The organism is Lactococcus fujiensis JCM 16395 (assembly GCF_002441655.1).
GTDB lineage: Bacteria > Bacillota > Bacilli > Lactobacillales > Streptococcaceae > Lactococcus > Lactococcus fujiensis.
Map to the genome: position 1 here is coordinate 98454 of NZ_JXJU01000005.1, position 26059 is coordinate 124512.

The window sequence follows — 26059 nt, forward strand, 5'->3', positions numbered from 1 at the left end:
TATTGTTTTTTTATTCTAAAAATTCTGTCACTAGTGAATATTTTTAAAAATGTAGAACCTATCAATGTTATGCCCCATCTGTATGTGAAATTTTTTTAGTTTTTACATTTTGAGATAAAAAAAGCTGTCAGCTCTGACAACTTATTTAACTTCGTAATGATAATCTGGATTTATTTCTTTGTCGAGACGAGCAAAAGCTTCTTCCATCCGGCGGTTGATTTCTTCAATTCCTTCAGCATTTGCTTTCTTAATATCAGAAATATCAATCGGTTCACCAAAATTCACATCCACGCGCTTACGTTTGAAGATTCCTTTCATGTCCGTTGGTCCTTGGTATACTGCTGGTAGCAAACGTACTTTTGCAAGCTTACCGATAACAGCAACACCACCTTTCATCTCAGATGAATGTCGACTTCCAGTTGGGAACATGATTAATGATTTATCTGATTCTTTCAACTGAGTAACTGCATACTTCAATGTTTTAGTGCTTGGATGTTCTCGGTCAACCGGGAAAGCTCCACAATTTCTAATCCACCAAGCTGCGAATCGATTCTTAAACAATTCCTTTTTAGCCATGAAAATAAATTGCTTAGGCCTTGTCGCAAAAGCAAAGTATACTGGTTCCAATGCCATCCGATGTGGCGCAACCAAAATATAATTTTCATCTCGATTGGGAATTCGATCCAAGTTATGATAATGAGCGTTCCCATTAAATATAAACAATAAAAATTGAACTAAACCGCGTAAAAATGCGTAAAACATAGCGTCTCCTAAATTTCTTAACTTTATTGATTATAGCATATTAAAAGCACGAAAACATCATCTTCGTGCTTTTTTTCTATTTTGGTTTACGATAGCTGAAATAGGACAAAAGACAGATAATCAAAGCGAATATCGAAAGTGTCCATGAATTTGAAAATACTTGAGTAATGAGAACAAAAATCAGTACAAGTAATACTAATAGCGTCACAATTTTAAGAAATAGATGACCTGAATTTTTACGTTTAAAGTACATCAAAACCGCTGCAACTAAAAGCATAATCCAGACAATGGTGATAGTAAAAGAAATCGAACCTGCCACAAAGTGCCAAAAATTATCTCCAAAAATTGCTGATAAAATCACTCCAACAAAAAGGATACCAGAACTAACTAAAATTGCACGAACTGGCACTTGATTTTTATTTAGTACGCTCAGCTGCTGGCCAATTTTACTCCTTGAACCTTCCATACGCGAATAAAGTGAACGTGACGTTGCATAAATTGCTGAGTTTACTGCTGAGAAAATAGCAATGACTATAACAATCAAGATTATCTTGTCTGCATAAGGAATTCCAACTTTTGTAAAAATTGTTGCGAATGGACTTGGAGCATCCGGATTAGAGACTTCAGACCAAGGCAAAAGTTGCAAAAAGAGGAAAATGGGAATAACATAGAAGGAAATAATTCGAACGAGGACCCCACGAATCGCTTTAGGTAATGCCGTTTTAGGGTCTTCCGTTTCAGCTACAGTTACTGCAACAAGTTCTGAGCCACCAAATGAGAAAATGACAATAAGTAATGAACTTAAAAAGCCTTTGAAACCATTTGGTGCGAAGCTCGGAGCTACACTATCGGATACTTTTTGAACCTCATGAGCAGTAAAACCAAGATGCGCATCATTTATTATTAATAAATAAGCACCTAAAACTATTAATAAAATAATAACAGCAACTTTAACGAACGCAAGCCAGTATTCTGTTTCAGCAAAGGCGCGAACAGAATAAAGATTAATTGCTGTTCCTAGTACAGCAACCAACAAAGCAAAGACCCAAAGTGGAACACCGGGAATAAGCATTGCTAAGAAAGTTGACACCCCAGCTTCTTCAGCAATTAGCACAGCCATCCATGTTGCCCAGTACACCCAATCTGTAAAGTGGGCCATGTGTTCACCAACATAAGGTTTAATAATACCAGAGATTCCCGATTCATGTACATCTTGATCGAGTACCATTCGTCCCACGCCGAACATGACTACAAAAAGCATTAATCCAGCTAGGACATAAGAAAGCAAAACTGATGGGCCTGCTGCAGAAATTGTTTGTCCTGAGCCCAAAAAGAGCCCTGAGCCAATTGCTCCCCCAAGTGAGAGCATAACAATGTGTCTCGTTTGTAACGTAGACTTGAGTTTGTGTTCAGAATTTTCCAAATCAAAATTCCTCATTTCTATAATTTTTCTTATCTTTTATAAATATAAAACAACAAAACCCTGCTTGGAGTCAAAGGTGATTAATTTTGTCATATTTATTTGAGATAGAAATAATAAAGTTAAAAAAGAAAAGCTAGGTAATCAGAATTACCTAGCTTTTAAAAATCAAAGGCTAGGATACACAAAAGTCGTATCTAGCCAATGCTACACACAACTTATCTTTGCCAAAAATAAAAGACTGAACGATTTGAATGATGCATTGATTTTTCATTTCCTTTTTTAAACTTTACTTGATTATATTCTTTTCTTTTTATGATTGCAAGAATTCATTAGACTATTTAGAATTTATTGCATCAATTTGATTAAATCAATTGAACATAGATCTTCATTTAGTAGATGGTGTGTTCTAAGCCCCACTAATTTTGCCCCTTGAATATTTTCCCAATTATCATCAACAAATAACGTTTCTTCTGCTTTAATATTTGCTTGTTTTAGAACTGTTTCAAAGGCCTCTGGATTCGGCTTTCGTTGATGTAAAAGATGTGAATAATAGAGATCAGAAAAATAAGAGCATAGTGGTTTTCCAAATTGATCTAAACAATCCTCTTCAAATTTTTTCGCATGGATAGCATTTGTATTTGAAAAAAGATAAATTTGAAACTTTGAAGCAACTTTTTCCAGGAATTTCATTCTTTCTGCAACAAATGGATTGAGGATTAAATTCCAAGCTTCTTCAATTTCTTCATCTTTAAGCTGCTCTCCAGATATTTGACGGATTGATTCGTAAAATTGTTCCGAGCTAATTTTTCCAAGTTCCAAGGCTTCAAAAGTTATATTTTGTTGCTTTGCACTAAAATATTGTTTAAAATCATGAAAACCTAGTTCTTCAAAACGTGTGGTCATTTTATCAAAACTCAGGTCAATGATAACTCCACCTAAATCAAAAATAATGTTTTTAATCATTCATCGTCCCTTCAACATGATCGCCAAATTGATTTCTTTGATTACGATTGCTCACCATTCTAAAAAAGAAGTTAAAGACTGGCACGACAACAAAAAGCCAATGCCCATAAAGTGGGAAACAAACGGCAATAATTGTAATAATTATGTTGATTATGAGCGTAAATGACAACCTGCTCATCCAAATTTTTCGCCAAAAATTGAAATATTTCGGCTTCCCTTTACACCTTTCTTTTGTAATTGAATAGCTCAAAGCCTCTTGTTGCACCAAAATAAGAAGCAAAACAATGCCATAATTCAATGATGAATAGGCATTTGGAGCAACCATTGCCCATTTTGTCAACAATGGAATTAAGCTTAAGAGCCCCGTAAAAATAAAGTCCTGAATAATAATGGACTCGGTGACCTCCTCAGTCGCCGCGAAGGTCTGGTGATGGTTGAACCAAAAATTTGCCACAACAATAAAACTGACCAAAAATATGCCAACGGCAGACATAAAAGTCCAGTAGCCCCCCGTACCATTAGGCATTGGAATTTCCAACAACATAATAGTAATGATTACCGCAATAATTCCATCTGAGAAAGCTTCCAAATGGTTTCGCAGTTTTTGTTTAGCAATTTTATCTTCTTCTTGTGCATGTTTTTTCATTTCATACATACGTTCTTCATCAGACATTTGTGCAAAGCGAGGATGACTTTGTAGAAACTCATCCTCGAGTTCTTTTCGAGCTTCTGAAAGCTCATTACTTTCGCTCATTTTTTGATAATATTTCAACTTTCGTTTTTCAGAAATGGAAAGCTTTTTCTTATCCTCATGCTGAATGTCTGACTTTTCTTGGCTGGAAATATTATTTTGGTCATCTATCATTTTCGAATGTCTTTCGTGTCTACAATGATTGTCACTGGCCCGTCATTCAGGAGTTCAACTTGCATATCTGCAGCAAAAACCCCTGCTTTTGTCGGTACAATTTGATTAAGTTTTTGGTTAAATTTTTCGTACATTTTTTTTGCAAAATCAGGTTTCCCAGCCGAACTAAAACTTGGACGATTTCCTTTTTTTGTTTCGGCAAATAATGTAAATTGGGAAATCGAAAGAATTTTTCCTTCAATATCTTGAACAGAGAGGTTCATTTTATCATCAGAATCTGAGAATATTCTCATTTGAGTGATTTTTCGAGCGGCATAATCAAGTTCAAACTCAGTATCAGCATCCTCAATCCCAACTAATAGAAGGAGGCCCCGCTTAATTTCCTCATGAATTGCACCGTCAATGCTGACAGATGCAGATTTTACGCGTTGAATTACTATTTTCATAGCCATATTATAACAGAAAAGTTATATTGATGCTTTTCATCAACTTCAAGATACAGAATAGCGAGTAGTCTAGTGATCGCTATAATCATCAGCTTTCTCTGAAAACCTGATGATACGAAAAAAACAATCAACAGTGACCATTTTTATGCATTTGTACGTTTAACAGAATAGACATCTGGCGTCATTTTTATTTTATCAACAATTAATGTCAGCTCTGATAGATTTTTTATTCCAATAGCGATATGAATATTCGCCATCTTACGGTCTTTTGTGGGTTGTGCATTGATCGAAATTAAATTTTTTGTCGCATTTGATAAAACTTGCATCACGTCATTGAGTAACCCAGGGCGATTAAAACCATAAACATCAATGTTTGCAATATATTCTTTCACATTGTTATCTTCATCGTCCCACTCAACTTCAACCAGTCGTTTATCAAAATCTTCTTGATTACGAACATTTTGGCAGTCATCGCGGTGAATGCTGACGCCCCGACCTTTAGTAATGTAACCAATAATTTTATCCCCAGGAACAGGGTTACAACATTTGGCGATGCGAACAAGGAGACTGTCAATTCCTGACACGGAGACGCCACCGTCATGACGAATTTTCATGACATTTTTGCCTTCTCGTTTCACTTCACCGTTCATCAATTGTTCCGACTCAACTTTTTGACGTTCCCGTTCTACACGGCGTCGCTCATCTTCAGTTAATCGGTTGGCAATCGTTGTCGCCGAAATTTCACCAAAACCAATGGCTGCATAAAGTGCATCAATGTTTCGATAACTCGTTTTATTAAACAGGTCATCTAAATGTTTTTTATCAAGATATTGATTAGGAACGTAGCCCATATCTTCAAGTGCGTTTAACAAAAGCTCGTGACCTTTATTAACTGAGGTTTCCTTATCTTGATTCTTAAAGAATTGCTTAATTTTATTACGTGCTTTATTAGTTTTAACAAGATTTACCCAGTCACGACTTGGACCAAAACTAGATTTGCTGGTAATAATTTCAACGCGATCACCCGTTTTCAAAACATAGGTTAAGGGTTGCATTCGGCCATTAATTTTTGCCCCGGTAGCATGATCGCCAACCTGCGTATGAATATTGTAAGCAAAGTCAATCGGTCCTGAACCTGCTGGTAATTCTTGAACAGCACCATCTGGAGCAAATACATAAATTTTATCGGATAAAATATCTTCTTGAACTGCTTTAACAAAATCTTCTGCAGAATCTCCGGCATCTTCACGTAATTCTACAATTTCGTGAATCCAGTTCAATGTCTCTGAAATTTCATGAACATTAACTTTTGATTTTACACCTTGCTTGTAAGCCCAGTGAGCTGCGACCCCGTATTCAGCAATTTGATGCATTTCACGAGTCCTAATTTGGAATTCAATTGGACCTTTTGGTCCGTATACCGTCGTATGAACAGATTGATAGCCATTTGCTTTAGGGTTGGCAATATAATCCTTAAATCGTCCTGGCATTGGTTTCCACAAATCATGGATGTATCCCAACGTTGTATAGACATCACTTGTTGTTTCCGTAATACACCGAATGGCAATTAAATCATAGATTTCATCAAAACGTTTTTTCTTATCGTGCATTTTGCGGTAAATTGAATAGATGTGTTTTGGACGACCGTAAATTTCTTCACCTTCGACACCAGCACTGGCCAAACGTTCATTTAATTTGCTAATAATTTCATTAACTAGCTGCTCACGATTGGCACGTTTATCATTCATCAAACCACGAATTCGGTAAAACTCTTGCTCATCAAGATAACGGAAGCTCAAATCCTCAAGTTCCCATTTAATACTGGCAATACCAAGTTTATCAGCTAATGGGGCATAAATATCCATGGTTTCACGTGAAATTCGTTTTTGTTTATCAGGACGCAAATGTTTCAAAGTCCTCATATTGTGCAAGCGGTCAGCCAATTTGACCAAAATAACACGAATATCTTTGGACATTGCCATTAATAATTTACGATGTGTTTCCGCCTGTTGTTTCTCACGAGATAAATACTCAACTTTACCAATCTTCGTAACGCCCTCAACAATGTCAGCTATCTCATTGCCAAAAAGTTCCCTCAAGTCAATGGAAAGAAAATTTGTATCCTCAACTACATCATGTAAAAATCCGCAAGCTACTGTAACTGCATCGAGCTTTAATTTCGCTAAAATCCCAGCGACTTGAGTGGGATGGACGATATAGGCTTCCCCTGAAGCACGGTATTGGTCCGCGTGAGCAATTGCAGCACAATCAAGGGCGCGTCTAACTAAAATTACATCCTTTTCATTCATGTATTTTTCAGTCATAGCAACAACTTGAGCGCCGGTTAGTATGGGTTCTGAAGGCATCATTTTTCATAGCTAGGTATTATTTCTTCGAGTTTTTGTGCTTCACAGCCTTATGCCTAGCCTTTCCTCCTTATTTTTATTTACCCTATTTTATCACAAATCTCTTTAAAGACCAGTATTAATCATTGAAATAAAAGAAAAACTAGGATTCGCCCCAGTTTTACATTTTATTATTTTTATTTCAGCAAATCAAAATAAGTTGAAATTGCTGATAAAGCGTATAGTGGTGCCGTCTCAGCCCGCATTATTCGGGGACCTAATCCAATTTTTATAGCTCCTAGATTTTCAAAATGTTTGATTTCATCAGCCGAAATACCACCCTCTGGGCCAAATATAATCAAAAATTTCTGTCCAAATTCAAGTTGGGCAAGACATTGTCCAAAAGCAGACCGTTCTCCCCCTTTCGCTGATTCTTCATAAGCAATCAAAACTTGGTCAAACATCGAAAATTTTTCTGTCATTGCTGGCAGATTATCAAAAAGGGATATCTGAGGAATATACTGACGTCGTGATTGTTCAGCAGCACCAAGAGCAATTTTTTCAAGCTTTTCTTGCTTTTTTTCCAATTTTTTACTGTCCCATTTAGCTACAGACCACTTAAACGGGGCCGCCCAAATCTCACTGGCCCCTAGTTCGGTAGATTTTTCAGTAATAAAATCAAGTTTGTCACCCTTGGGAAATCCTACAGCGATTGTAACTGAAATTGGTAGCTCAGTCGAGTTTACAACATTGTAAACGTGCTTTACAATGTGGTTTAAGTCATCTTCAACTTCCGCTATTCCAACCTTGCCATCATTGTAGACAAGTTGCAATTGGTCGCCATTGCTTGAACGCATAACTTTAAAAATATGATGTGCAGCTGATTCATTCTCAATAACAAATGAAGTGCCAATTTCAGGACGATCCACAAAAACAAAATATTGATTTGCCATTAAATTATCCTTGTTTTCTATTTATTTTCATTTTGGACTTATCCTCCAATGACGCCTTCACGATTTTCCGTTTTCTTGAAAATAACACAATTCCATTCGCCTTGTGTCATCCGTGTTTCAAGGAAAAACCCTGCCCCTTCTGCTGATTCAATGACCATGTCTGCCTTCTCTGCAATGATACCACTCATTATCAAGTAGCCTTCTTGCTTAACCAGACGGAAAGCGTCTTTTGTCATTAAAACAAGAATATCTGCAAGAATATTAGCGACGATAACATCAGACTTAATATCAACACTCTGCAACAAATTATTGGCTGAAACATGTATTTTCTCGTGTTCAGGGTTCAACTCAATATTTTCCAATGCCACTTTGACAGCCACCTCATCAATATCATAGGCATAAATTTCTTTCGCACCAAGGTAGGCTGAAGCAACGGATAATACCCCCGAACCCGTTCCTACATCAAGTACTGTTTCTCCACCACGCAGAATTTGTTCTAGCGCATAAAGTGACATTTTTGTTGTGGGATGAGTCCCTGTACCAAACGCCATTCCTGGGTCCAATTTAATCAATTTTTCATTTTCGAGAGCTTGGTAATCTTCTGTCCAACTAGGAACAATCGTTAAGTCATGCGTGATTCGAGCAGGTTCAAAATATTTCTTCCAGCTATCGGCCCAATCTTCTTCTGCTAAATTATTACTTGAGAGTTGATAATCAACACTAAAAATCGCTTTGACATTGTCTAATTTAGCCTGTAAACTAGTTGTCAACTCCACAAGAGGTAAATTATCCGGATAATAGGCTGTAATTTCAACTTTATCCGACTGTTCCACATCAGGCAAGATTTCACCGAAATGATTTTGGTGCAACAAATAATCTTCGGTATCCGCAATTTCTACACCGGCAGCACCAGCCTCAATAAGCAGTTCAGAAACTGCCTCCTCAGCGATACGATCAATTGTTACTTCTATGCTAATCCAATTGTTCATTCTATTTCCTTTTCTTTTTCAGCATTACTGACAATCTTGACTAATTGATTCACACGCTTTTTTGCGACAAAAAAATCAATATCATCAATAAAATCGGCATCTCTTTCTAAAGTTTCGATTCGTTCAACGATTTCCGAATTATAATCTCGGATGCCCAACGCTTTCAGTCGTGACAAAGATACTCGCAACGTTTTTGCTAATTGACGCGTACGATAACGTCGCTCGGACCGTCTTTTTGCTAAAGTTCGATTATAATTTTGTTCCGGGTTTTCCCAAGGAAACTGTTTTTCTGTCATTTTTCAGAACCAACCTCTTGATATAAAAAAGTTAAATTAAATTGGTGGCTTATTCAACTGTCAACCTACTCTTAGCCCATTATACCACGACTTCAACAAGTATTCTATCTGAACGACAACAGATTCAACTTTTCGGTTTCTAAAATTCTAACAAGTACCGATAAAATGAAAAGCATACCCTATTGTAGAATATGTTTTTACATTTGAAATCAATAACAATTATAAAATTTTCGTGGTCCATTCTTCACAATTTACCACTTCATCAACTAAACCTTCATAAAATTCAGGTTCATGTGAAACCATGAGAATCGTCCCTGGATAGTCTTTAAGGGCACGTTTAAGCTCATCTTTTGCATCAACATCTAAATGATTTGTTGGTTCGTCCAATATTAAAATATTAGATTCCGAGTTCATCAATTTAGCAAAGCGCAATTTAGCCTGTTCCCCTCCAGAAAGGACATGTACGCGCGATTCTATTTGTTTACTAGTAAGACCAACACGTGCAAGTGCCGCGCGAAGTTCTGCTTGATTCCATGAAGGATATTCATCCCACAAGTCATCCAAAACAGTTTTTGTACTGGGCTCTTTTATTTCTTGTTCATAATAGGCAATATCTTGGAAGTTACCTCGTTCAACATCACCGTTAAGTGCTGGAATCAATCCCATCAAACTCTTCAATAAAGTTGATTTACCAATCCCATTTGAACCAACAAAAGCAATTTTTTGACGACTTTCAACTTTTAAATTAATTGGAGCAGATAAAGGATGATCTTCAGAGTAGCCAATAATTAAATCTGTTGCTTCAAAGACCAAACGGCTTGGGTTACGACTAAATTTGAAATCAAAATGTGGTTTTGGCTTTTCAGTAATTGTTTCAACAAATTCCATCTTAGCAAGCTTTTTCTCACGTGCTTTTGCTTGTCCACTTGTTGCAACGTTTGCCTTTTTGCGTGCAATAAAATCTTTCAGTTTCTCAGCCTCAGCAAGTTGGGCTTCATGTAAAGCCTCAAGTTGTTTTTTCTTTTCTTCGAAAACACGTTCAAATTCATGATAACTCATCGAATAACGTGTTATTTGGAGCTGATTAACGTGATAAATCACATTGACAACTTCGTCCATAAAAGGAACATCATGTGAAATCAAAATAAAAGCATTTTCGTAATTCTTGAGGTAATTTTTGAGCCAAAAAATATGTTCCTCATCAAGATAGTTGGTTGGCTCGTCAAGCAATAGAATATCTGGCTTCTCAAGTAAAAGTTTACCTAATAATATTTTTGTCCGTTGACCCCCTGAAAGTTCAGCCACGTCTTTGTCAAGTAAGTCAGTCAAGCCAAGCCCACGTGCCGTTTCTTCAACTTTTGAATCAATCAAGTAAAAATCGCCGTTATCAAGCTCCTCTTGAAGCTCTCCCACTTCAACAAGTGACTCATTCATTTCATCTTCTGACATTTCAGCCATCTTCAAATAAGCATCGTTAATTTGTGATTCGACGTCGAAAAGATATTGAAAGGCTTCTGCTAGGGCCTCTCGTGTCGTTTTTCCCTTACCAAGAACAGCATGTTGATCCATATAGCCGACCCGGTGTTTTTTTGACCACGTCACTTTTCCCTCGTCTGGTTGCAACGTTCCGGTAATAATTGACATAAATGTTGATTTTCCTTCACCATTTGCGCCAACAAAGCCGATATGCTCTCCTTTGAGCAAGCGGAAATTGACATCTTCAAAAATAGCACGATCGCCAAATCCATGGCTGAGATTTTTTACTTCTAAGATACTCATTTAATTCTTATATATTCCTTATTTTTTCTTCTTTGGGACAATCAATTGAGTTAATAATTGTGTAACAACATTTGATTGTCACCGATAAAACAATTTTAACACGAGTGACCGTAAATCATTACTGTTCAAAGTTTATTTTTTGCCAATAATTTAATTTTCCTGTCCCAAATAAAGCCAACACCCGATTTTTATGCTGTTTGACTTGATTAATTCTATCTAAATTTACCTCCTGAGCTCCCCCTTGCGAGATAAAGTTTAAAATTGTTTGTAATTAGCTATTTTGTTCATGATAATCAAAATTTGTTAGGGTTCTATAAAAATGTAACATTTGATCAATCTTCATCAGTTTTTTCGAGAAACACAATTTTAGAATTTCATTCGTTTCGATTTGCCCACCTGGATGTGAATGATCGACTAAACTTTGATGTTACGTAAGAATTATTGTTTATCAAATTAAGAAATGCACTTTTTGAATGTTTTTAATTGGGTTTTTGGAAGATTAATTTTCTCAATAACTCCCAACTTTGAACGTCTTAGCTTCTCTTTAACAAAAAGTGTTGGAAAAAGGCAATTTCCCGATATTCCTCTCTTTCAGCGCACATCATTTCGAGTTCAAACATTTTTTCAATCCAATCATCGGCATATTTGAATTCATTTGGTTGAAGTCGATTGAATGCACAAATTCCATATTTTTTGGCAATTTTTAATTGTGGATAATCTGAGACTGGAGAACTTTCTACACTTGAGGTTTCAATTTCAATACTTTTCTTATTGGGTCGTTTCTGTATCAGCTCTGGTAGTTCATAATAACTAATGGGTCCGAAATTGGATTCGTGGCGGAATTCTCCCTTAATAAGTGCTGCAGCTTCGTCTAGCTCATTTTCAAAGACAATTCGTTGCATAATTGAACCAGAAAAGTTATGTTTTATAATCGAAATCACGCCGTCAGTGCTGATAAGACGAGCAAACTCTTCTAAAATTTTCTGTCGCTCCTCCACAGCATATTCCAAAACGTTATGGCATACAATCAAATCAAAACTTTCTGCCGGTAATTCTCTCAACGTTTTGAGTCCACCAAGCCGCATTTCATAAGCGTTTTCGTCCAATCGGTTGGCAACCATCTCGGGATTGGGTTCGATAGCTAAAACGTTATTTTGGGGCAACTTTTCATTCTGTTGTGCTTTTTTACTAATTTGAGTGGAAGCTTGGTTATTCCCAGCCAAATAATTTGCTGTCCAGCCGAAACCAGCTCCAAAATCAAGTATTTTAGCCCCTGAAACAGGTGGAAGTTGCGCATAAACTAAGCGATAAAAAAGTTTCATCCAAGGTGTACTTTGTTGATCATAAAATCGTTGCAAATTGCTGTTCATACTCGCCCCTTTAACACATCAGATTGTTTTAGATTACATTATATGCTAATTTTATTTTTTTAACAAGCTGATAAAGATCGTAAATTAACCTTTGTCATCAATTTTTAAACATGAGTAACATATTTTTAAAAGAGAAAGCATATACTTGAACTATAACAAATTTGATAGAGGATTTTCCATGAAAGCATTTGGCGCATATAACAATGAAATTTCGAGTATTACTGAATTTGAAAAAGATCTTCCCATGCTACGAGCACATGATTTACTCATTCAAGTTGATGCCATTTCGGTCAACCCTGTTGATACAAAAGTCAGACAAGGAATTCAAGAAGGTTTAGATAGCCCAAAAATACTAGGTTATGATGGCTATGGACGCGTTGTCAAGACAGGGACCGAAACACATCTTTTCAATATTGGAGACTTAGTCTATTGGGCAGGTGATGTAACACGTGAAGGCTCAAATTCAGAATTCCAAGCAGTTGATGAACGTATCGTCGGGAATGCTCCCTCTAAATTAAGTGTCGAAAAAGCCGTTGCGATGCCTCTAACAAGTTTGACAGCTTATGAGCTTATCTTTGAAAAATTAGCTGTTTCCACTGAAGAAGTAGATGCAGGAAAAACAATTTTGATTATCAATGGTGCTGGCGGTGTCGGCTCTATTGCTATTCAATTGGCACGAAAAATTGCAGGACTGAAAGTAATTGCAACAGCATCAAGCCCTGATTCTATTGCTTGGGTCAAAAAAATGGGTGCTGATTATGTGATTAATCACCATGAGGACCTCCCTAAGCAATTGGCTTCTCTCGGTTTAGATAGCGTCGACTATATCCTTATACTCAATGCCGTTAACCAGCATATTGATGCAGCAACTCGACTGATTGCACCGCAAGGAAAAATTGCGAATATCGTCGAACCTGGTCGGCCAATAAACTTAGACCGACTTGCACATAAATCAGCATCTTTTAGTTTTGAGTGGATGTTCACAAAAGCCGTAAGCCAAACTGCAGATATTGAAAGTCAGCATCGTATTTTAGACCAAATTTCAGCTTGGTTAGACGAAGGAATTATCGAATCGACTTTTACGCAAAATGTAGGCGAGCTCACTGCTAAAAACCTCCAAAAAGCGCATCAAATCATCGAAGATGGACATTCAATTGGGAAATTAGTTCTTGTCAATCGCAAAAATTAAAAACGGACAAATCCGTTTTTTTCATTAATTTTAATACATTAAAGGAGATAAATCTCTTTTAAACTTTTCATTTCATTTTCTGAAATATTCAAACCCTCATGTACATAATTCTTAAAGTTTCCATATTCTGAATCAATTTTATTGAATGTAAGTCTCAAATATTTCTGATCGACTTCGAAAGCTGGCTTCAATTTTTCAAGTATGGCATCTGATAAATGATATTGTCGTTTGATTTCAGAAAGCAATCTTTCATTGGTCTCTTTTAGTTCAATGTTACTTCTTAAATAGTCCGCAAATATGTCTTCCTCTGAGACACCCAAAAGTCTGAGAAAAAGCGCTGTTCCCCACCCTGTTCGATCCTTTCCAAATGTACAGTGAAATAGAACTGGATTCATTTCTTGCTCAAGCAAAATCCTGATAAATTGTTGGTAAGCATCCAAAGCTGACCGATCTGATACAAACCCCTCATAAATATCATGCATAAAATCTGTTACATTCGACGAGATTGTCATCATATTTTTCAAACTTGGTGACATTTGTAAACTGTTTTTAAAAATATCCAGTTGAATGTGCTTTGCATCTTTCAATTTTACGTCTGGAGATTGCTCGATTTCACTATCGGTTCTCATGTCAATGACCGTTTTAATTCCCATCGCTTCCAAAATGGTAATCTCTTTTGGGCTGAGTTGAGATAGATTTGCACTACGAATGACCTTGTTTGACCGTATTGACATTCCATTTTCTGTTTTTAGGTAGGATAAATCACGTAAATTGGCTATCATTGTATCTCCTTAGACTATTAATTAATATGACTATTTTATCATTTTTTGAGATTAAATTTTAATATTCCAATAAAATATTTATTCTATTGAACAATTTGATAAAATTTATCTTAGTCTTTGTGATATAATATTTTCAATCTAAACCCAAAGGGGGATAAAATTGACTACTTTAAATGTATTTAATCAGGTAATTGGAGACTCAATAATGAATTATACAGAAGGTAAAATGCCTTCTTTAGAGCGCGTTGGAGGTGCTTATTCTATTGTTGAAAAACTTTCCGTTGAGAAACATGCTCAGGATTTATACGATGTTTTTGGACCACATAGTCAAGCTCAAGACTGGACTTATCTCGCTTTGGAACCCTTTGATGATTATGATAAGTTCCTTGAAACGCTTACGCAAATGGAACGATCAACGGATCCTTATTATCTTACAATAATAGATAAAAAAACAAATCGAGCAATCGGCAGTTTTGCCTATATGAGAATTGATTTTGAGAATCGCGCTATGGAAATCGGTTGGGTTGTATATTCAGATTTATTAAAAAGGAGCCGTGTTGCAACAGAAGCACAATATTTGGCGATGAAATATGTTTTTGAGGAGCTGCACTATCGTCGTTACGAGTGGAAATGCGATCATCTTAATCGGCCATCACACAATGCTGCACTTAGACTCGGTTTTACCTATGAGGGAATGTTTAGAAATGCAGCTGTTTATAAGGGAAGAACGCGTGACACGGACTGGTTTTCAATTATTGATTCTGAGTGGCCAAAACGTAAAAAAAGGCTCGAGTTGTGGCTTTCTCCTCAAAACTTCGATGCAACAGGGAAACAAATCATCAGTCTAAACTCCTTATAAAAAAATAGCTCAATGAGCTATTTTTTTTGCACGATAACAAGCAAATCACGACTCCCAGTTGTTATGTCATAATAATCTAAATTAAATTCAATGATCTTCAGATCGTTAGCTTGTAATTCTTTTTTAAGGTTACCAATTGAAAGCGAACTGTACGAAAAAGGTGATCCAAACATTTCACCATTTATTTCTCCCTCATTTTTCCCAGCGGTAAACAGAAAATAGCCGTTTTTGTTTAACAAACTGGAAACCTTTTGAATTGCAATTTTCTGTTGTTCTAGTGGGAGATGGAAAAGCGAGTCAAATGCAATAATGCCATCAAACTTGTCTTGAAATTCGTAATCTAAAAAATCAGCGAGAATTAATTGGGTATGCTCTGAAACACCTGTTCGAGCAATCTTTATCATTTCTGATGAAAAATCAATTCCAGTCACTCTGAAACCTTTTTTTTCCAAAAAACGACTTATTGGAATGCCCGTTCCACAGCCAATATCAAGCACTTTTCCACTTTTTTTGATCAGTCGAGCAATGTCAATAATACAAGAATTTAAGGGGGACTCTTGACGAAATTGGTTCCAAGACTGAGCGATTTTATTATAGGAAATTTGATTTTTATTCATATATTTAATATCTTGGATATTTATAAAATTCAGTCGCTGTCAATGCGGACACACCTTCATCAAATTTTTCCTTATCCCAGTTGATTGAAAATTCTTCAGCTTCATCATCGTCTAAAAAATCAATCAAATCATCAAGTCCCTCATCTGCAGTTTCTTGTAAAAATTCAACAAAAAAAGTCAAAAATTCGCCTGATAGACCTTTGTCCGTGTAAGGAATCGCTGCTAAATATTCATCTGCATCAAAATGAGATTTTTGAGGGTTATAGAAGATAACTGAATCCTCATATTCAATATTTTCAGCCGATTCCACGCCATCAGCATCCGTCAAAGCAATCCCTGCCTTATTTTCTACCTCTAATAGAAAATTTACTTCCACTGCAAAGTTGCGTTTATCCCAATTCATTTCAAAATCGTAATTAAATTTTTCTTCTAACGTGTCCTGAATGACATCCAGAAATCCATATTTAGCCATTTTCTCTCCTTGTTCAAGGACTTGTCAGCAATGACCGCCAACTCGTCTTGTTTTATGTTAAAATAATTATAACAAATTTCTTTATTAAAGCGGTGCTTTAATTAGTCAGGATAAATTTTGGAAATTAGAAAAATTGAACCACATGATTTTGCCGAAGTTGCCCGTTTAGAAAATGAAAACTGGACGCTGGATTCAACGCCACACACCATGAATTCAAGCGCTGAGAGTATTATGAAAAAAGTTTTAGAAGGAACAACTTATCTGCTTGCAGTTGAAAATGGGGAAATTCTTGGGCTACTCGATTTTAACGGTCGGCACCGTTCTATATATGGCCGGCACGTTGCTACATTCGGTGTGATGACCGTGAAAAATGCCCGACATAAAGGTGTTGCTTCATCACTCATTCATTATTTTTTTGAAATGGCCAAAAGTCAGAACTACAAAAAGGTAACCATTCAAGTTTTGGGTTCAAACCCTTCAGCGCTTGAACTCTATAAAAGACTAGGATTTTACGAAGAAGCGAGACTCAAAAAAGAATTCTTTATCAATGGAAAATACATTGATGATTATTGTTTTGCTTATTATCTTGATGATGATTTGTTGTAAACTAGGTTTACACTTCTGTAAATCTATAGAAAGGAGTCGATATGCCTCAAAATTTAGCTCGTCGAATGCGACCACGAAACATTGATGAAATTATTGGACAAGCACACTTGGTGGGTCAAGGGAAAATCATTCGTAGGATGGTTGAGACAAGCCTCTTGTCAAGTATGATTCTTTATGGCCCTCCCGGAGTAGGTAAGACTTCTATCGCCTCAGCAATTGCTGGTACAATGAATGCAGCTTTCCGAACGTTTAATGCAACAACCGATACCAAAAAAAGGTTGCAAGAGATTGCTGCAGAGGCCGAATTTTCAGGGCAGCTTGTCCTTCTCCTAGATGAAATTCATCGTCTTGATAAGCCTAAACAAGATTTCCTTCTGCCATTGCTTGAAAATGGACAAATTATTCTCATTGGAGCAACGACAGAAAATCCGTATTTTTCAGTCGTTCCTGCAATTCGTTCCCGTGTTCAAATCTTTGAATTGAAACCTCTGGAACCCGATGATTTACAAGTGGCAGTTAAAGAGGCTCTTGCTGATCATGAACGTGGTTTTGAATTTGATGTTTCAATTAATGATGATGCGCTTTATTTCCTCACACATTCGACAAATGGAGATTTAAGAAGTACTTTCAATGCACTGGAATTAGCTGTCCTATCTTCGGAAAATCATCATGTGACTTTAGATGATATGGAAAATTCATTGCAAAGAAAAGCCGCAACGTTTGATAAAGATGGAGACGCACATTACGACCTCCTTTCAGCCTTGCAAAAATCCATTCGTGGATCTGATGTAAACGCAAGTTTACACTATGCTGCTCGACTCATAGAAGGGGGAGACTTACCATCACTAGCGAGACGCTTGACTGTTATGGCTTATGAAGATATTGGGCTGGCTAATCCGGATGCTGCCGTGCACACTGTACTTGCTTTACAGGCTTGTGAACGATTAGGTTTTCCAGAGGCACGTATTCCACTTGCAAATATCATCATTGACCTTGCCTTATCACCTAAGTCAAATGCTGCTTATGTTGCGATGGATGAAGCCATTTCAGATTTAGGAAAGTATGGTAATCTTCCCATCCCTCCGCATATGCAGGATGGACATTACGCTGGTGCCAAAGATTTAGGACGCTCTGTATCTTATCAATATGCGCATAATTTCCCTAACCACTGGGTTGATCAACAATATCTACCTGATAAATTGAAAGGGGTCGATTATTTCAAGCCCGATGAGATGGGAAAATATGAGAAAGCTTTAAATATGAGAAAACACTGGATTGAGGAGCAAAAGCGTGACGGAAAACATTGAACAACTTAGACTTTCTGAAATCGTAAAGAACCCTTATCAGCCACGAGTTGTTTTTGATGAAGGAAAAATTCAGGAACTTGCCGATTCCATACTTGAAAATGGCCTGCTCCAACCCATAATTGTTAGAAAATCTAAACTTATTGGTTACGAACTTTTAGCGGGGGAACGGCGATTTTTAGCATCAAAAAGGGCTGGTTTAACAACGATACCGGCAATTATCAGAGATTATTCAGATGAAAAAATGATGACGTTGTCAATTCTTGAAAATTTACAACGTGAAAACCTAAATCCGATTGAAGAAGCGAGAAGTTTAAATCTCTTAACGCAGAAAATTGGAATGACGCACGATGAAATTGGTAAAAGTCTAGGAAAATCTCGCTCTTATGTCTCAAATACAATCAGAATTTTAGCACTCCCGAAAGAAATTCTAGACCTTGTTGAAGATGGCAAGCTTTCGTTGGCACATGCGAGAACTCTTTTAGCTGAGAAAGACACCAAGAAGCAACTCCTGTTAGCCAAACGCATTATTAACGAAAAAATGAGCGTTCGTGAACTTGAATATATCATATATCCACCAAGCTCTCGTAAAAAAGTCAAGGATAAAAATATTTTTGTTTCGGAAATTGAAGAAAAATTAAAAAAAGAATTAGGTAACCAAGTCAAAATTAAGACAAATAAGAACTATGAGGGCAGTATGACACTACATTTTGATAGTATAGCTTCTCTTGAAGACCTTATTTCTCGACTTTCAAAAAAAACACACTAGGAATTAGTGTGTTTTTTTGAAATTAATTTAATATTTTCCAAGAATATTTTTTTGCTTTATATTTAAGATAGGTGGGATAGGTCAACATGAGGAAAGTCAATCCTTCAAGGAAGCCACCTACAGTGTCTGTAGGGTAATGCACTCCCACAAAGATTCGAGAGAACATAACAAGTAAAATCATAACTAGAGCGCCTATTCCCCAACCGAAGCGTGCAGCATTTGACTTCATTTTTACCAAAAACATTAGAAAGAGACAGCCAAATAATACTGTTGTGAATGTTGAGTGACCACTAGCGAAGCTATAACCTGGTTCATTTGTAAAACCTGCCAGGCGATGAATGTCTGGGCGGACACGACCAATAACACTTTTGATAATCGTATTGCAAAGTGTGCTTGCAACCACGAGAATCCCCAACCAAATCGCTGAAATTTTTTCTTTAATGATAAAGAAAAGGAAAAGGCAGACAATAGCTGCTAAAATAGAGCCTCCTGTATCGCCAAAGAAATTGGTAAAGTGTGAAAAGAAAGTAACTAAAAAATGACTGCTTTGCAAGTGAAATGCAAAATTCTGAACACTTTGATCAAATGCAAACGGTGTGTGTAAGTAGCTCGATTTAATTATCGCTGTTAAAATAATAAAAAGGAGGAGGCTAATAGACCCTAGCGTGTAATAAAGTTTAGCCTTGTGTTCTGTTGTTGTTTTCAAAATGATTTCCTTTCCTTGTTTTTACTGTATTGAAAATTAGGAACAGCCACATTATTATTACAATAATAATATAGCTGACTATAAAGTTCAAATTGTAGGAACCATTCACCTTTTTTCCATAAAAGTAAAATACAAACGAGCTTTGCTGCTTTTGAGGCATTGTAATAAGCGACGGATAAAGTGACACATAGACTTTATTTTGACCGGTCATTGTTACTGCAAAACTATTTTTATTTTCAATTTGGATGATATATTGGCCAGCTGGTAAACCGCTAGCGGATAAATTGTGAATTGTGAGTTGTGTTTGCTGTGGTAAAATTTCCCTATTAATAACTACATCCTGATCATCAGGCTTATTGCTCAAAATTTTAAGGTCAAGGGGTGCATCTGCACCTGTTTTAAGTATTAGTGTAGCTGCATCTGCGTTTAGAGTGACGCCTTGTTCAATTGATTCATGAGCTGGAATTCTTATTTGCGATGAGCTTTGTTTGTAATTGTTCAAATTATTGTTTCCAGTAATTTGAATCGGAACTTTTTTATTGACATATTGCCCCATCAGTAATGACGAAAGCAAAATCAACATGGGTAAGCTGATCAGTACAATTGCCTTTACTTTTGGTCTTTGCCATATTCTCGAGGGTACCTCAATTTGATTGGTCAGTGATAAAATTCCAACAAGAAATATTAAGCCAAACGTCATAAATTGGTAGCGTGTTTTTACTTCCCAAAGTAAAGTATGGAAGAGACTAATTCCAAAAATTGTCAAAAGTGAGAGCAAAATACTATTAATTTTTAACTGTTTTTTACGCCAAAAGTCAAGTAACATTGCTAATAGAAACAATCCCATTAAAGCCTTTGAATACGTTTGTATCAACAAAATGAAAGTCCCATTATTTTGTAAAAGCCAGCCAGGTGCTGTAATATAAGAGCCTTGGTAATCTGTCAACATTTGGAAAGAGCCACTTTTCCAAAGAATGAGATATTTTTGGTACCAATGCGCTAAGAGGCTCACAGGATTATATTCTGAAAGTCGTTTTTCAATTCCAGCTAAATCTGCTGCATTCGCTGTTGAATACCCTTTATGATCAAGAGTATAATAGCGATCTGTTGAGTTGTACTCTCCTAAAGTTGCTTGGTTAAGCCCCATATATATCCAATGTACCGTCGGATAAGCGTCTTTATTCTGAGGATTGTAATGATTCACCTGGTCAATTACTTTACCTGTTCCGATGGCTAGAAAAATACCAATGAGGCAAGCAACAAACATTTGACTTGTTTTTTTAAATTGAGGAGGATTTTTCTTCCAACTGAACCCACCGATAATAAGGAGGGCAACTAGAAAAATAATTACATTGGGCCTCATCAAGTAGGCATAGCTGAAAGCCAGACTCACAAGTAATATTTGCTGCCACTTCAGCCTAATTTGATCAAATAAATCAACCAAGAGGACAAGGACAAAAATACTAGCACCGTCGGTATACCCAACTTGAATCATAAAGCTGTAAAAAAGAGGAGTAACTAATGCAACAATTGCTGAAAAGGCACCTACAGCTGGACTTCTCCGCCATAGAATATGAATAACAAGACCAATTGTCCCTATCATTAATATGATATTGTAAGCATAAAAGAAGGGGTAAAAGCCAAAGCCAATTCCATTTCCCAGACGGACAAAAATACTATACAAGTAAGTCAGTGGAACAAGTTGTGGATACTGTAGAATCCACTCGTCCCATTTAAAATTACCAGCTGCAATCTTTGCCGCCATGATTTGTATGTGCCAGATATCACCAAACAGTTGAATTCGAATCTGAGTAACTACTAAGATTGCAATGGCAACCGTCAGTATCAATGCAAGTCCAATGATCCATTTTAATTTTTGTTTTGTCAGTGCTGACAACCAATAAAAAATGGGCCGAAAGCCCATATAGAGAACCATCATTAAGAGCAAAACAGAAATTGGTTCAACAAAACCTGTTTCCGTTTGCGAGACAAACAACATCCCAAACGCCGCTAATCCTATACAACCCAAAAGACCGCAGCGTATAAGTCTTTTAAGCATATTAGCTCTCCTTGTGGAAAACAAGGTGGAAGATTGAACCCGTTGGAACATTATCCGATACGAAAATCCATGCTCCCATCATTTCGGCATATTGTTTGGCAATAGAAAGTCCCAAACCAGTCCCCGGAATTTCACTTGAACGAGATTTATCAATACGATAAAAACGCTCAAAAATCTTTTCCTTTTCCTCATTTGGAATACCTTGCCCTTCATCAGCTACTGATAAATCAAGCGTATCTCCAGAAGTTTTGAGTTTTACTACAATATTTTTTTCAACTGGTGAATATTTCCCTGCGTTTTCAATAAAAGCGATTAGTACCTGGCGAACCGCTTTTTTGTCAGCATTGACAATTGCGTTTTCCGTTAATTGAACTTCAATTTTTTGAACGATTGCAGGCTGAATTTCAGTAATAAGGCGTGCAACATATTCTGATAAATCAAATTTTTCATTCTCAATTTCCATATGATTCCCTCTTGAAATCGTAAGTAATTCTTCAATCATTGTTTTCATTCGCTGAGATTCTTCATCAATGTAATCAAGTGACTCATCGATAATTTCAGGATGTTCTTTCCATCTACGTTTGAGTAAAGTTGCATGCCCTCGAATTGCTGCAACAGGCGTCCTTAACTCATGAGAAGCGTCTGAGACAAATTGTTGTTCTTGCAAAATCTTGACATTCAACCGATTTAATAGCTTATTAAAATTTTGTGCTAATTGTCGAACTTCAATCGGATTTTCAGGAACGGGAAGTGGATTGCCATCATTTTTTTCAGTCGAATCCGACAAATCTGATAGCGGTTGACTGAGTTTTTTAGCGTAAGATCGGATAATAAATATGCCACCCAAAAAACTCAACCACATAACTACAACGATTGCAATAACCGTTCTAAATACTGAATCAATTACTGCATCGACATTAATCCAAAGGTCAATTTGAATCCCATCCTGTTTAGATTTGTCATGCCAGTAGACACCGTAGTTTGTGACATGAAAATAATCAAAATGAATGGACCAATTTGATTTTAAAAAACCACTTGTCCCATGACTTTCATCAACTTCACCAGTTTGTCGTGTCACGCGCGCAAAATCAGTCCAACTTTCACCATCTTTTGCCAATTCAAATTCGCGCCAATTAATATTTCCATTAATGGCAGCTTCTTGAATTGAAGAAAGCAGAGCCGCTCCTTCCGCTTCTCGCATTTGAAGCTCGTTGATTGCTACAACACCCGCAACAATAATAATATTAAGCGCCGTGATGACTAAGAAAATACGAACAAAGATACGTGTGAGGTAACTAGCATTCGACTGCCTTTTATCTTTTTTATCTTTTTTTTTCATATTATAATTTTATCATTTATCGCATGCGATAGCCTACGCCTCGAACAGTTTCAATCAATGACGGTTGGTCAGATAAGTCGATTTTTGTCCGTAAATAACGAACATAAGCATCAACAGTGTTATCCTGACCATCAAAATTCATACCCCAGACCTCATCAAGTAAATCAGCTCTCGAAATTGCTTCTCCTCGGTGTTGCATAAAGAATAAAAGGAGAGCATATTCTCTTTGTGTAAGGTTAATGGTTTCATTATTTATCGAAACGATATGAGCCGTTGTATCCAAAAATAAATGTTCGACACGATATGATGTTGTTCGTTCAGTTGACCATTTTCTAAAAATCAAACGCAAACGAGCCAAAAGCTCCTCAATTTCAAAAGGTTTGGTAATATAGTCATCAGCACCAGCATCAAGCCCTGCGACTTTATCCCCTACATAATCACGTGCTGTCAAGAATATAATCGGCGTATTAGGCTGTATTTTCTTCATCCGTCGCAAGACACCCAGACCATCAATTTTAGGAATCATCCAATCTAAGAGGACGACATCGACTGCAGGATTAGCAGATTCAAATTTTTCAATTGCCTCAACGCCATCAAATGCTGTGGAAACCTCATAATCCTCAAACATTAATTCTTTCTTTACGTAACTTGAGATGCTTCGTTCATCTTCGACAATCAAAACATGCCTTTTCATCCCTACTCCTCCACTCCATTGAATTTTCTTTATCATCTTATCAAAATAGATCTACTAAAACGATAAAATTTCGCTGATAATATAATGATATTTTTTCATAATTCAAGTATTAGTCATTGATAAAATCTTGAATGATAAATCGAGGGCGTTGTTTAACTTCCAAGAAAATTTTACCAATATATTCACCAATAATTCCAATTGCTAATAAATTTAATCCACCGAAGGCGATTATTGCCACCATTAATGAAGACCAACCAAGAACCGTTCGTCCCTGAATTGCATGACTAATAAAGACATAAAGTCCTGCAACAATTGAAAGAACGAAAACGATGAAACCGGTCCAGAAAATCAAACGCATAGGTGTTGCCGAGGTTGAAGTGATTCCATCAATAGCAAAACTGATCATTTTTTTCAATGGGTATTTGCTTTCCCCCGCAAAACGTTCTCCGCGTTTGTAATAGACTGTAGTTGATTTATAACCTACCATTGGCACCATTCCACGCAAAAATAAATTCACTTCTTGGAATTGTTCAAGGCCATCGAGCGCACGTTGGCTCATTAAACGAAAATCGGCGTGATTAGGCACACTTTGACTTCCGAGTGCTTGCATTAATTTATAAAAAAGTCCCGCGGTGTTACGTTTAAAGAATGTATCTGTGTCACGATTGTCGCGTACACCGTAAACAACGTCAAAGCCTTCATTTTCAAATTTATCAAGCATGGCATCAATCGTATCAATGTCATCTTGCAAGTCCGCATCCATTGAAATTACACAGTCTGCCAAGTTTTTCACCGTCATTAACCCTGCCAACAAAGCATTTTGGTGCCCACGATTGCGAGAAAGATTAATTCCGCTGAACATTTTATCAGCCTCATGTTTTTCTGTAATTTTTTCCCAAGTCAAATCTTTTGAACCATCATTCACATATACGACACGACTTAATTCTGATATCTTCCCGGCTTCGATCAACTGCGTATATTTAATTTTTAAACGATGAGAAGTTTCGTCAAGAACTAATTCTTCATTGTAACACGGAACGACCATGTAAAGTACTGTACTCATATTTTCTCCTTTTAATTAAATCTTAAATACAAGATTTAATTTTGATTTTCAAAATTAATATTTCTCAAAACAATTATTACCAATAATTCATATAAAATTCTCGGAATATATTACATCCTCTTAGCCGGCAAAAATAAATTCAAAGACTTTTCATTGGATAAAAAATATTAAAATTTCATTTCATATAACTCAAAGGTATTTTTATTAAAACATTAGTTATCACTGACAGACCGAACTAATACTTTAATTTTAACATTGTATTCATTAAAAGATGTGGAACATGATTAAATAATTTACTCAAATTCATTTTTCAATAAACATAAAGGATAAACCAAAGATGAGCATCGTTTATTGATGCTCTTGTTTTACACTATTAATCTTTTTCTTAACTTAATTATATAGAAAGATAATCCAACAAACGATAGTTATTTATTGAGGATTAAATGATAATTTATCATAATTCATGTGATACCGACAATATTTCTGATTTACTTTTACTATATCGAATAAAGGTAATCGCCATAAGGACAATAAAAATCATTAGCCAGATAACTGACATTCCTCGATTACCTAAACTCCCACTTTTCCAGTCGTACCCAAAATAGTCAGCAAAACTTGCCCCAACTGGTCGTGTCAAAATATAGGCTAACCAAAAAGTTAGAATTTCAGAAAATGAATTTTCTGCTGGTTTTACAATGATTCTATACGCAATAATCAAGACAAAAATTGCACCTAAAAGTAGCCCAGTATTTAGCAAACCTAAGCCAAAACCATAAGGGTCAAGAGTCTTTCCATAAGCAAACCAATCCCCTACCGCCGTGCCCAATGCAAAACTAAACATGACCGTTATCCAATAAAAAAGCTCTGATTTGATATTTTTTATATTATGAATGGACAGAGAACCTGTTGTGTGGTGCCAGAGATAGAAGGATAAGAGCATCAAAGCCCCAAAAATAATTGAAGTAATCATATGTGACAAGCCAAAAACAGCAGTCAATCCGTCTGCTAAAACAGTCCCAAAAATAGCCAAGAGTGCAACGCTCATCCAATAAAAGAAAGGGCGATACTTTTCAGAACGCAATTGTAAATACAAAAATACAGCAAAAAGGCTAAATGACCAAACGACTGTAAATGCTGCTCCAATCACGATATTTTGTAAACCAAAGAGTTTTGTTGACCAATCCGAAATAGATTCGCCCTGTCCTGTAGAGACCAGTTTTGTCAGCCAAAAGAGCAACCCAATCGTTGGTACTTTACTCCATTTAAAATTTTTTTCAAACATAAGATAACCTAATTTTTCTTTTTTGATATGAATATGCTCCATTTTATTCCTTTTATCAAAAAGTTAAACCAGTATTTCTTTAAAAATTGATGAAAAATTATCATAAAAAGCTCAAAATGAGCTTTAT

At 36.3% G+C, this 26059-nt stretch carries 25 protein-coding genes; 5 read left to right on the plus strand and 20 right to left on the minus strand.

The window, feature by feature from the left end:
* Positions 1-141 precede the first annotated feature (141 nt).
* From RT41_RS05350 to RT41_RS05400, 11 genes are all read right to left on the minus strand, one after another.
* Positions 142-762: a lysophospholipid acyltransferase family protein gene (locus tag RT41_RS05350; protein WP_054639679.1), complete on the minus strand. Its 621-nt coding sequence runs from the start codon at positions 760-762 to the stop codon at positions 142-144.
* A 76-nt stretch (positions 763-838) separates the two neighbouring features.
* On the minus strand, positions 839-2185 hold the full coding sequence (locus tag RT41_RS05355; protein ID WP_054639721.1) for an amino acid permease: 1347 nt from the start codon (positions 2183-2185) through the stop codon (positions 839-841).
* Positions 2186-2530: 345 nt separating this feature from the next.
* Positions 2531-3148, minus strand: coding sequence for an HAD family hydrolase (locus tag RT41_RS05360; RefSeq protein WP_096817991.1), 618 nt, complete (start codon positions 3146-3148; stop codon positions 2531-2533).
* Positions 3141-4013 carry a TMEM175 family protein gene (locus RT41_RS05365; protein ID WP_096817993.1) on the minus strand — a complete coding sequence of 291 codons (873 nt, stop codon included), beginning with the start codon at positions 4011-4013 and terminating at the stop codon, positions 3141-3143. The genes RT41_RS05360 and RT41_RS05365 overlap by 8 nt, the downstream gene beginning before the upstream one ends.
* A complete protein-coding gene (dtd, locus tag RT41_RS05370; RefSeq protein WP_054639722.1) occupies positions 4010-4459 on the minus strand; it encodes a D-aminoacyl-tRNA deacylase in 450 nt (149 codons plus the stop codon). Before dtd ends, RT41_RS05365 begins: the two co-directional genes overlap by 4 nt.
* Before the next feature lie 143 nt (positions 4460-4602).
* Positions 4603-6825, minus strand: a complete 2223-nt coding sequence (locus RT41_RS05375) for a RelA/SpoT family protein (protein WP_096817995.1) — start codon at positions 6823-6825, stop codon at positions 4603-4605.
* 176 nt (positions 6826-7001) lie between these two features.
* A complete protein-coding gene (locus RT41_RS05380; RefSeq protein WP_096817997.1) occupies positions 7002-7757 on the minus strand; it encodes a 16S rRNA (uracil(1498)-N(3))-methyltransferase in 756 nt (251 codons plus the stop codon).
* Positions 7758-7795: 38 nt separating this feature from the next.
* On the minus strand, positions 7796-8746 hold the full coding sequence (prmA, locus tag RT41_RS05385) for a 50S ribosomal protein L11 methyltransferase (RefSeq protein ID WP_054639682.1): 951 nt from the start codon (positions 8744-8746) through the stop codon (positions 7796-7798).
* Positions 8743-9042 (minus strand): hypothetical protein, encoded by a 300-nt coding sequence (locus RT41_RS05390; RefSeq protein ID WP_096817999.1) that lies wholly within the window; start codon positions 9040-9042, stop codon positions 8743-8745. Before RT41_RS05390 ends, prmA begins: the two co-directional genes overlap by 4 nt.
* Before the next feature lie 219 nt (positions 9043-9261).
* Complete coding sequence (locus RT41_RS05395; protein WP_096818001.1) at positions 9262-10821, minus strand: ABC-F family ATP-binding cassette domain-containing protein; 1560 nt, start codon at positions 10819-10821, stop codon at positions 9262-9264.
* A 533-nt stretch (positions 10822-11354) separates the two neighbouring features.
* Positions 11355-12191, minus strand: a complete 837-nt coding sequence (locus RT41_RS05400; protein ID WP_096818003.1) for a class I SAM-dependent methyltransferase — start codon at positions 12189-12191, stop codon at positions 11355-11357.
* Positions 12192-12369: 178 nt separating this feature from the next.
* Between RT41_RS05400 and RT41_RS05405 the strand changes: the two genes are divergently transcribed.
* Positions 12370-13380, plus strand: a complete 1011-nt coding sequence (locus RT41_RS05405) for a zinc-binding alcohol dehydrogenase family protein (RefSeq protein WP_054639684.1) — start codon at positions 12370-12372, stop codon at positions 13378-13380.
* 38 nt (positions 13381-13418) lie between these two features.
* Here the strand turns inward: RT41_RS05405 and RT41_RS05410 are convergent, their stop codons facing one another.
* A complete protein-coding gene (locus RT41_RS05410; RefSeq protein WP_054639685.1) occupies positions 13419-14162 on the minus strand; it encodes a tyrosine-protein phosphatase in 744 nt (247 codons plus the stop codon).
* Between the two features lie 205 nt (positions 14163-14367).
* Between RT41_RS05410 and RT41_RS05415 the strand changes: the two genes are divergently transcribed.
* Entirely contained in the window at positions 14368-15021 is a 654-nt protein-coding gene (locus RT41_RS05415; RefSeq protein WP_096818005.1) for a GNAT family N-acetyltransferase, read from the plus strand.
* A gap of 17 nt (positions 15022-15038) precedes the next feature.
* Here RT41_RS05415 and RT41_RS05420 read toward each other — a convergent pair whose 3' ends face one another.
* The gene (locus tag RT41_RS05420) at positions 15039-15638 is read right to left on the minus strand and encodes a class I SAM-dependent methyltransferase (protein ID WP_096818007.1); all 600 of its coding nucleotides are present in this window, start codon (positions 15636-15638) and stop codon (positions 15039-15041) included.
* 4 nt (positions 15639-15642) lie between these two features.
* Positions 15643-16110 carry a DUF3013 family protein gene (locus RT41_RS05425; protein WP_054639688.1) on the minus strand — a complete coding sequence of 156 codons (468 nt, stop codon included), beginning with the start codon at positions 16108-16110 and terminating at the stop codon, positions 15643-15645.
* Between the two features lie 117 nt (positions 16111-16227).
* Between RT41_RS05425 and RT41_RS05430 the strand changes: the two genes are divergently transcribed.
* From RT41_RS05430 to RT41_RS05440, 3 genes are read left to right on the plus strand one after another with little or no spacing between them, the layout of a single operon-like run.
* Entirely contained in the window at positions 16228-16716 is a 489-nt protein-coding gene (locus RT41_RS05430; RefSeq protein WP_096818009.1) for a GNAT family N-acetyltransferase, read from the plus strand.
* Positions 16717-16757: 41 nt separating this feature from the next.
* Entirely contained in the window at positions 16758-18023 is a 1266-nt protein-coding gene (locus tag RT41_RS05435; protein WP_096818011.1) for a replication-associated recombination protein A, read from the plus strand.
* Positions 18007-18789: a ParB/RepB/Spo0J family partition protein gene (locus tag RT41_RS05440; protein ID WP_096818013.1), complete on the plus strand. Its 783-nt coding sequence runs from the start codon at positions 18007-18009 to the stop codon at positions 18787-18789. Before RT41_RS05435 ends, RT41_RS05440 begins: the two co-directional genes overlap by 17 nt.
* A 22-nt stretch (positions 18790-18811) precedes the next feature.
* On the opposite strand, the gene RT41_RS05445 is transcribed toward RT41_RS05440, so the two are convergent.
* From RT41_RS05445 to RT41_RS05470, 6 genes are all read right to left on the minus strand, one after another.
* Positions 18812-19495, minus strand: a complete 684-nt coding sequence (locus tag RT41_RS05445; RefSeq protein WP_096818015.1) for a phosphatase PAP2 family protein — start codon at positions 19493-19495, stop codon at positions 18812-18814.
* Positions 19467-21554, minus strand: coding sequence for a glycosyltransferase family protein (locus RT41_RS10445; protein ID WP_180752685.1), 2088 nt, complete (start codon positions 21552-21554; stop codon positions 19467-19469). Before RT41_RS10445 ends, RT41_RS05445 begins: the two co-directional genes overlap by 29 nt.
* A gap of 1 nt (position 21555) precedes the next feature.
* Positions 21556-22893: a sensor histidine kinase gene (locus RT41_RS05455; protein WP_096818017.1), complete on the minus strand. Its 1338-nt coding sequence runs from the start codon at positions 22891-22893 to the stop codon at positions 21556-21558.
* Positions 22894-22909: 16 nt separating this feature from the next.
* Positions 22910-23587 carry a response regulator transcription factor gene (locus tag RT41_RS05460; RefSeq protein ID WP_054639690.1) on the minus strand — a complete coding sequence of 226 codons (678 nt, stop codon included), beginning with the start codon at positions 23585-23587 and terminating at the stop codon, positions 22910-22912.
* Positions 23588-23696: 109 nt separating this feature from the next.
* Positions 23697-24650 (minus strand): glycosyltransferase family 2 protein, encoded by a 954-nt coding sequence (locus RT41_RS05465; RefSeq protein ID WP_096818019.1) that lies wholly within the window; start codon positions 24648-24650, stop codon positions 23697-23699.
* A 454-nt stretch (positions 24651-25104) separates the two neighbouring features.
* Positions 25105-25974, minus strand: coding sequence for a COG4705 family protein (locus RT41_RS05470; protein WP_245811612.1), 870 nt, complete (start codon positions 25972-25974; stop codon positions 25105-25107).
* Between the last annotated feature and the right edge of the window lie 85 nt (positions 25975-26059).

Coding starts and splice junctions, on each gene's coding strand:
- RT41_RS05350 (WP_054639679.1), bottom strand. CDS start 762: ATGTTTTACGCATTTTTACGCGGTTTAGTTCAATTTTTATTGTTTATA.
- RT41_RS05360 (WP_096817991.1), bottom strand. CDS start 3,148: ATGATTAAAAACATTATTTTTGATTTAGGTGGAGTTATCATTGACCTG.
- RT41_RS05365 (WP_096817993.1), bottom strand. CDS start 4,013: ATGATAGATGACCAAAATAATATTTCCAGCCAAGAAAAGTCAGACATT.
- dtd (WP_054639722.1), bottom strand. CDS start 4,459: ATGAAAATAGTAATTCAACGCGTAAAATCTGCATCTGTCAGCATTGAC.
- RT41_RS05375 (WP_096817995.1), bottom strand. CDS start 6,825: ATGCCTTCAGAACCCATACTAACCGGCGCTCAAGTTGTTGCTATGACT.
- RT41_RS05380 (WP_096817997.1), bottom strand. CDS start 7,757: ATGGCAAATCAATATTTTGTTTTTGTGGATCGTCCTGAAATTGGCACT.
- prmA (WP_054639682.1), bottom strand. CDS start 8,746: ATGAACAATTGGATTAGCATAGAAGTAACAATTGATCGTATCGCTGAG.
- RT41_RS05390 (WP_096817999.1), bottom strand. CDS start 9,042: ATGACAGAAAAACAGTTTCCTTGGGAAAACCCGGAACAAAATTATAAT.
- RT41_RS05395 (WP_096818001.1), bottom strand. CDS start 10,821: ATGAGTATCTTAGAAGTAAAAAATCTCAGCCATGGATTTGGCGATCGT.
- RT41_RS05400 (WP_096818003.1), bottom strand. CDS start 12,191: ATGAACAGCAATTTGCAACGATTTTATGATCAACAAAGTACACCTTGG.
- RT41_RS05405 (WP_054639684.1), top strand. CDS start 12,370: ATGAAAGCATTTGGCGCATATAACAATGAAATTTCGAGTATTACTGAA.
- RT41_RS05410 (WP_054639685.1), bottom strand. CDS start 14,162: ATGATAGCCAATTTACGTGATTTATCCTACCTAAAAACAGAAAATGGA.
- RT41_RS05415 (WP_096818005.1), top strand. CDS start 14,368: ATGAATTATACAGAAGGTAAAATGCCTTCTTTAGAGCGCGTTGGAGGT.
- RT41_RS05420 (WP_096818007.1), bottom strand. CDS start 15,638: ATGAATAAAAATCAAATTTCCTATAATAAAATCGCTCAGTCTTGGAAC.
- RT41_RS05425 (WP_054639688.1), bottom strand. CDS start 16,110: ATGGCTAAATATGGATTTCTGGATGTCATTCAGGACACGTTAGAAGAA.
- RT41_RS05435 (WP_096818011.1), top strand. CDS start 16,758: ATGCCTCAAAATTTAGCTCGTCGAATGCGACCACGAAACATTGATGAA.
- RT41_RS10445 (WP_180752685.1), bottom strand. CDS start 21,554: ATGCTTAAAAGACTTATACGCTGCGGTCTTTTGGGTTGTATAGGATTA.
- RT41_RS05455 (WP_096818017.1), bottom strand. CDS start 22,893: ATGAAAAAAAAAGATAAAAAAGATAAAAGGCAGTCGAATGCTAGTTAC.
- RT41_RS05460 (WP_054639690.1), bottom strand. CDS start 23,587: ATGAAAAGGCATGTTTTGATTGTCGAAGATGAACGAAGCATCTCAAGT.
- RT41_RS05465 (WP_096818019.1), bottom strand. CDS start 24,650: ATGAGTACAGTACTTTACATGGTCGTTCCGTGTTACAATGAAGAATTA.
- RT41_RS05470 (WP_245811612.1), bottom strand. CDS start 25,974: ATGGAGCATATTCATATCAAAAAAGAAAAATTAGGTTATCTTATGTTT.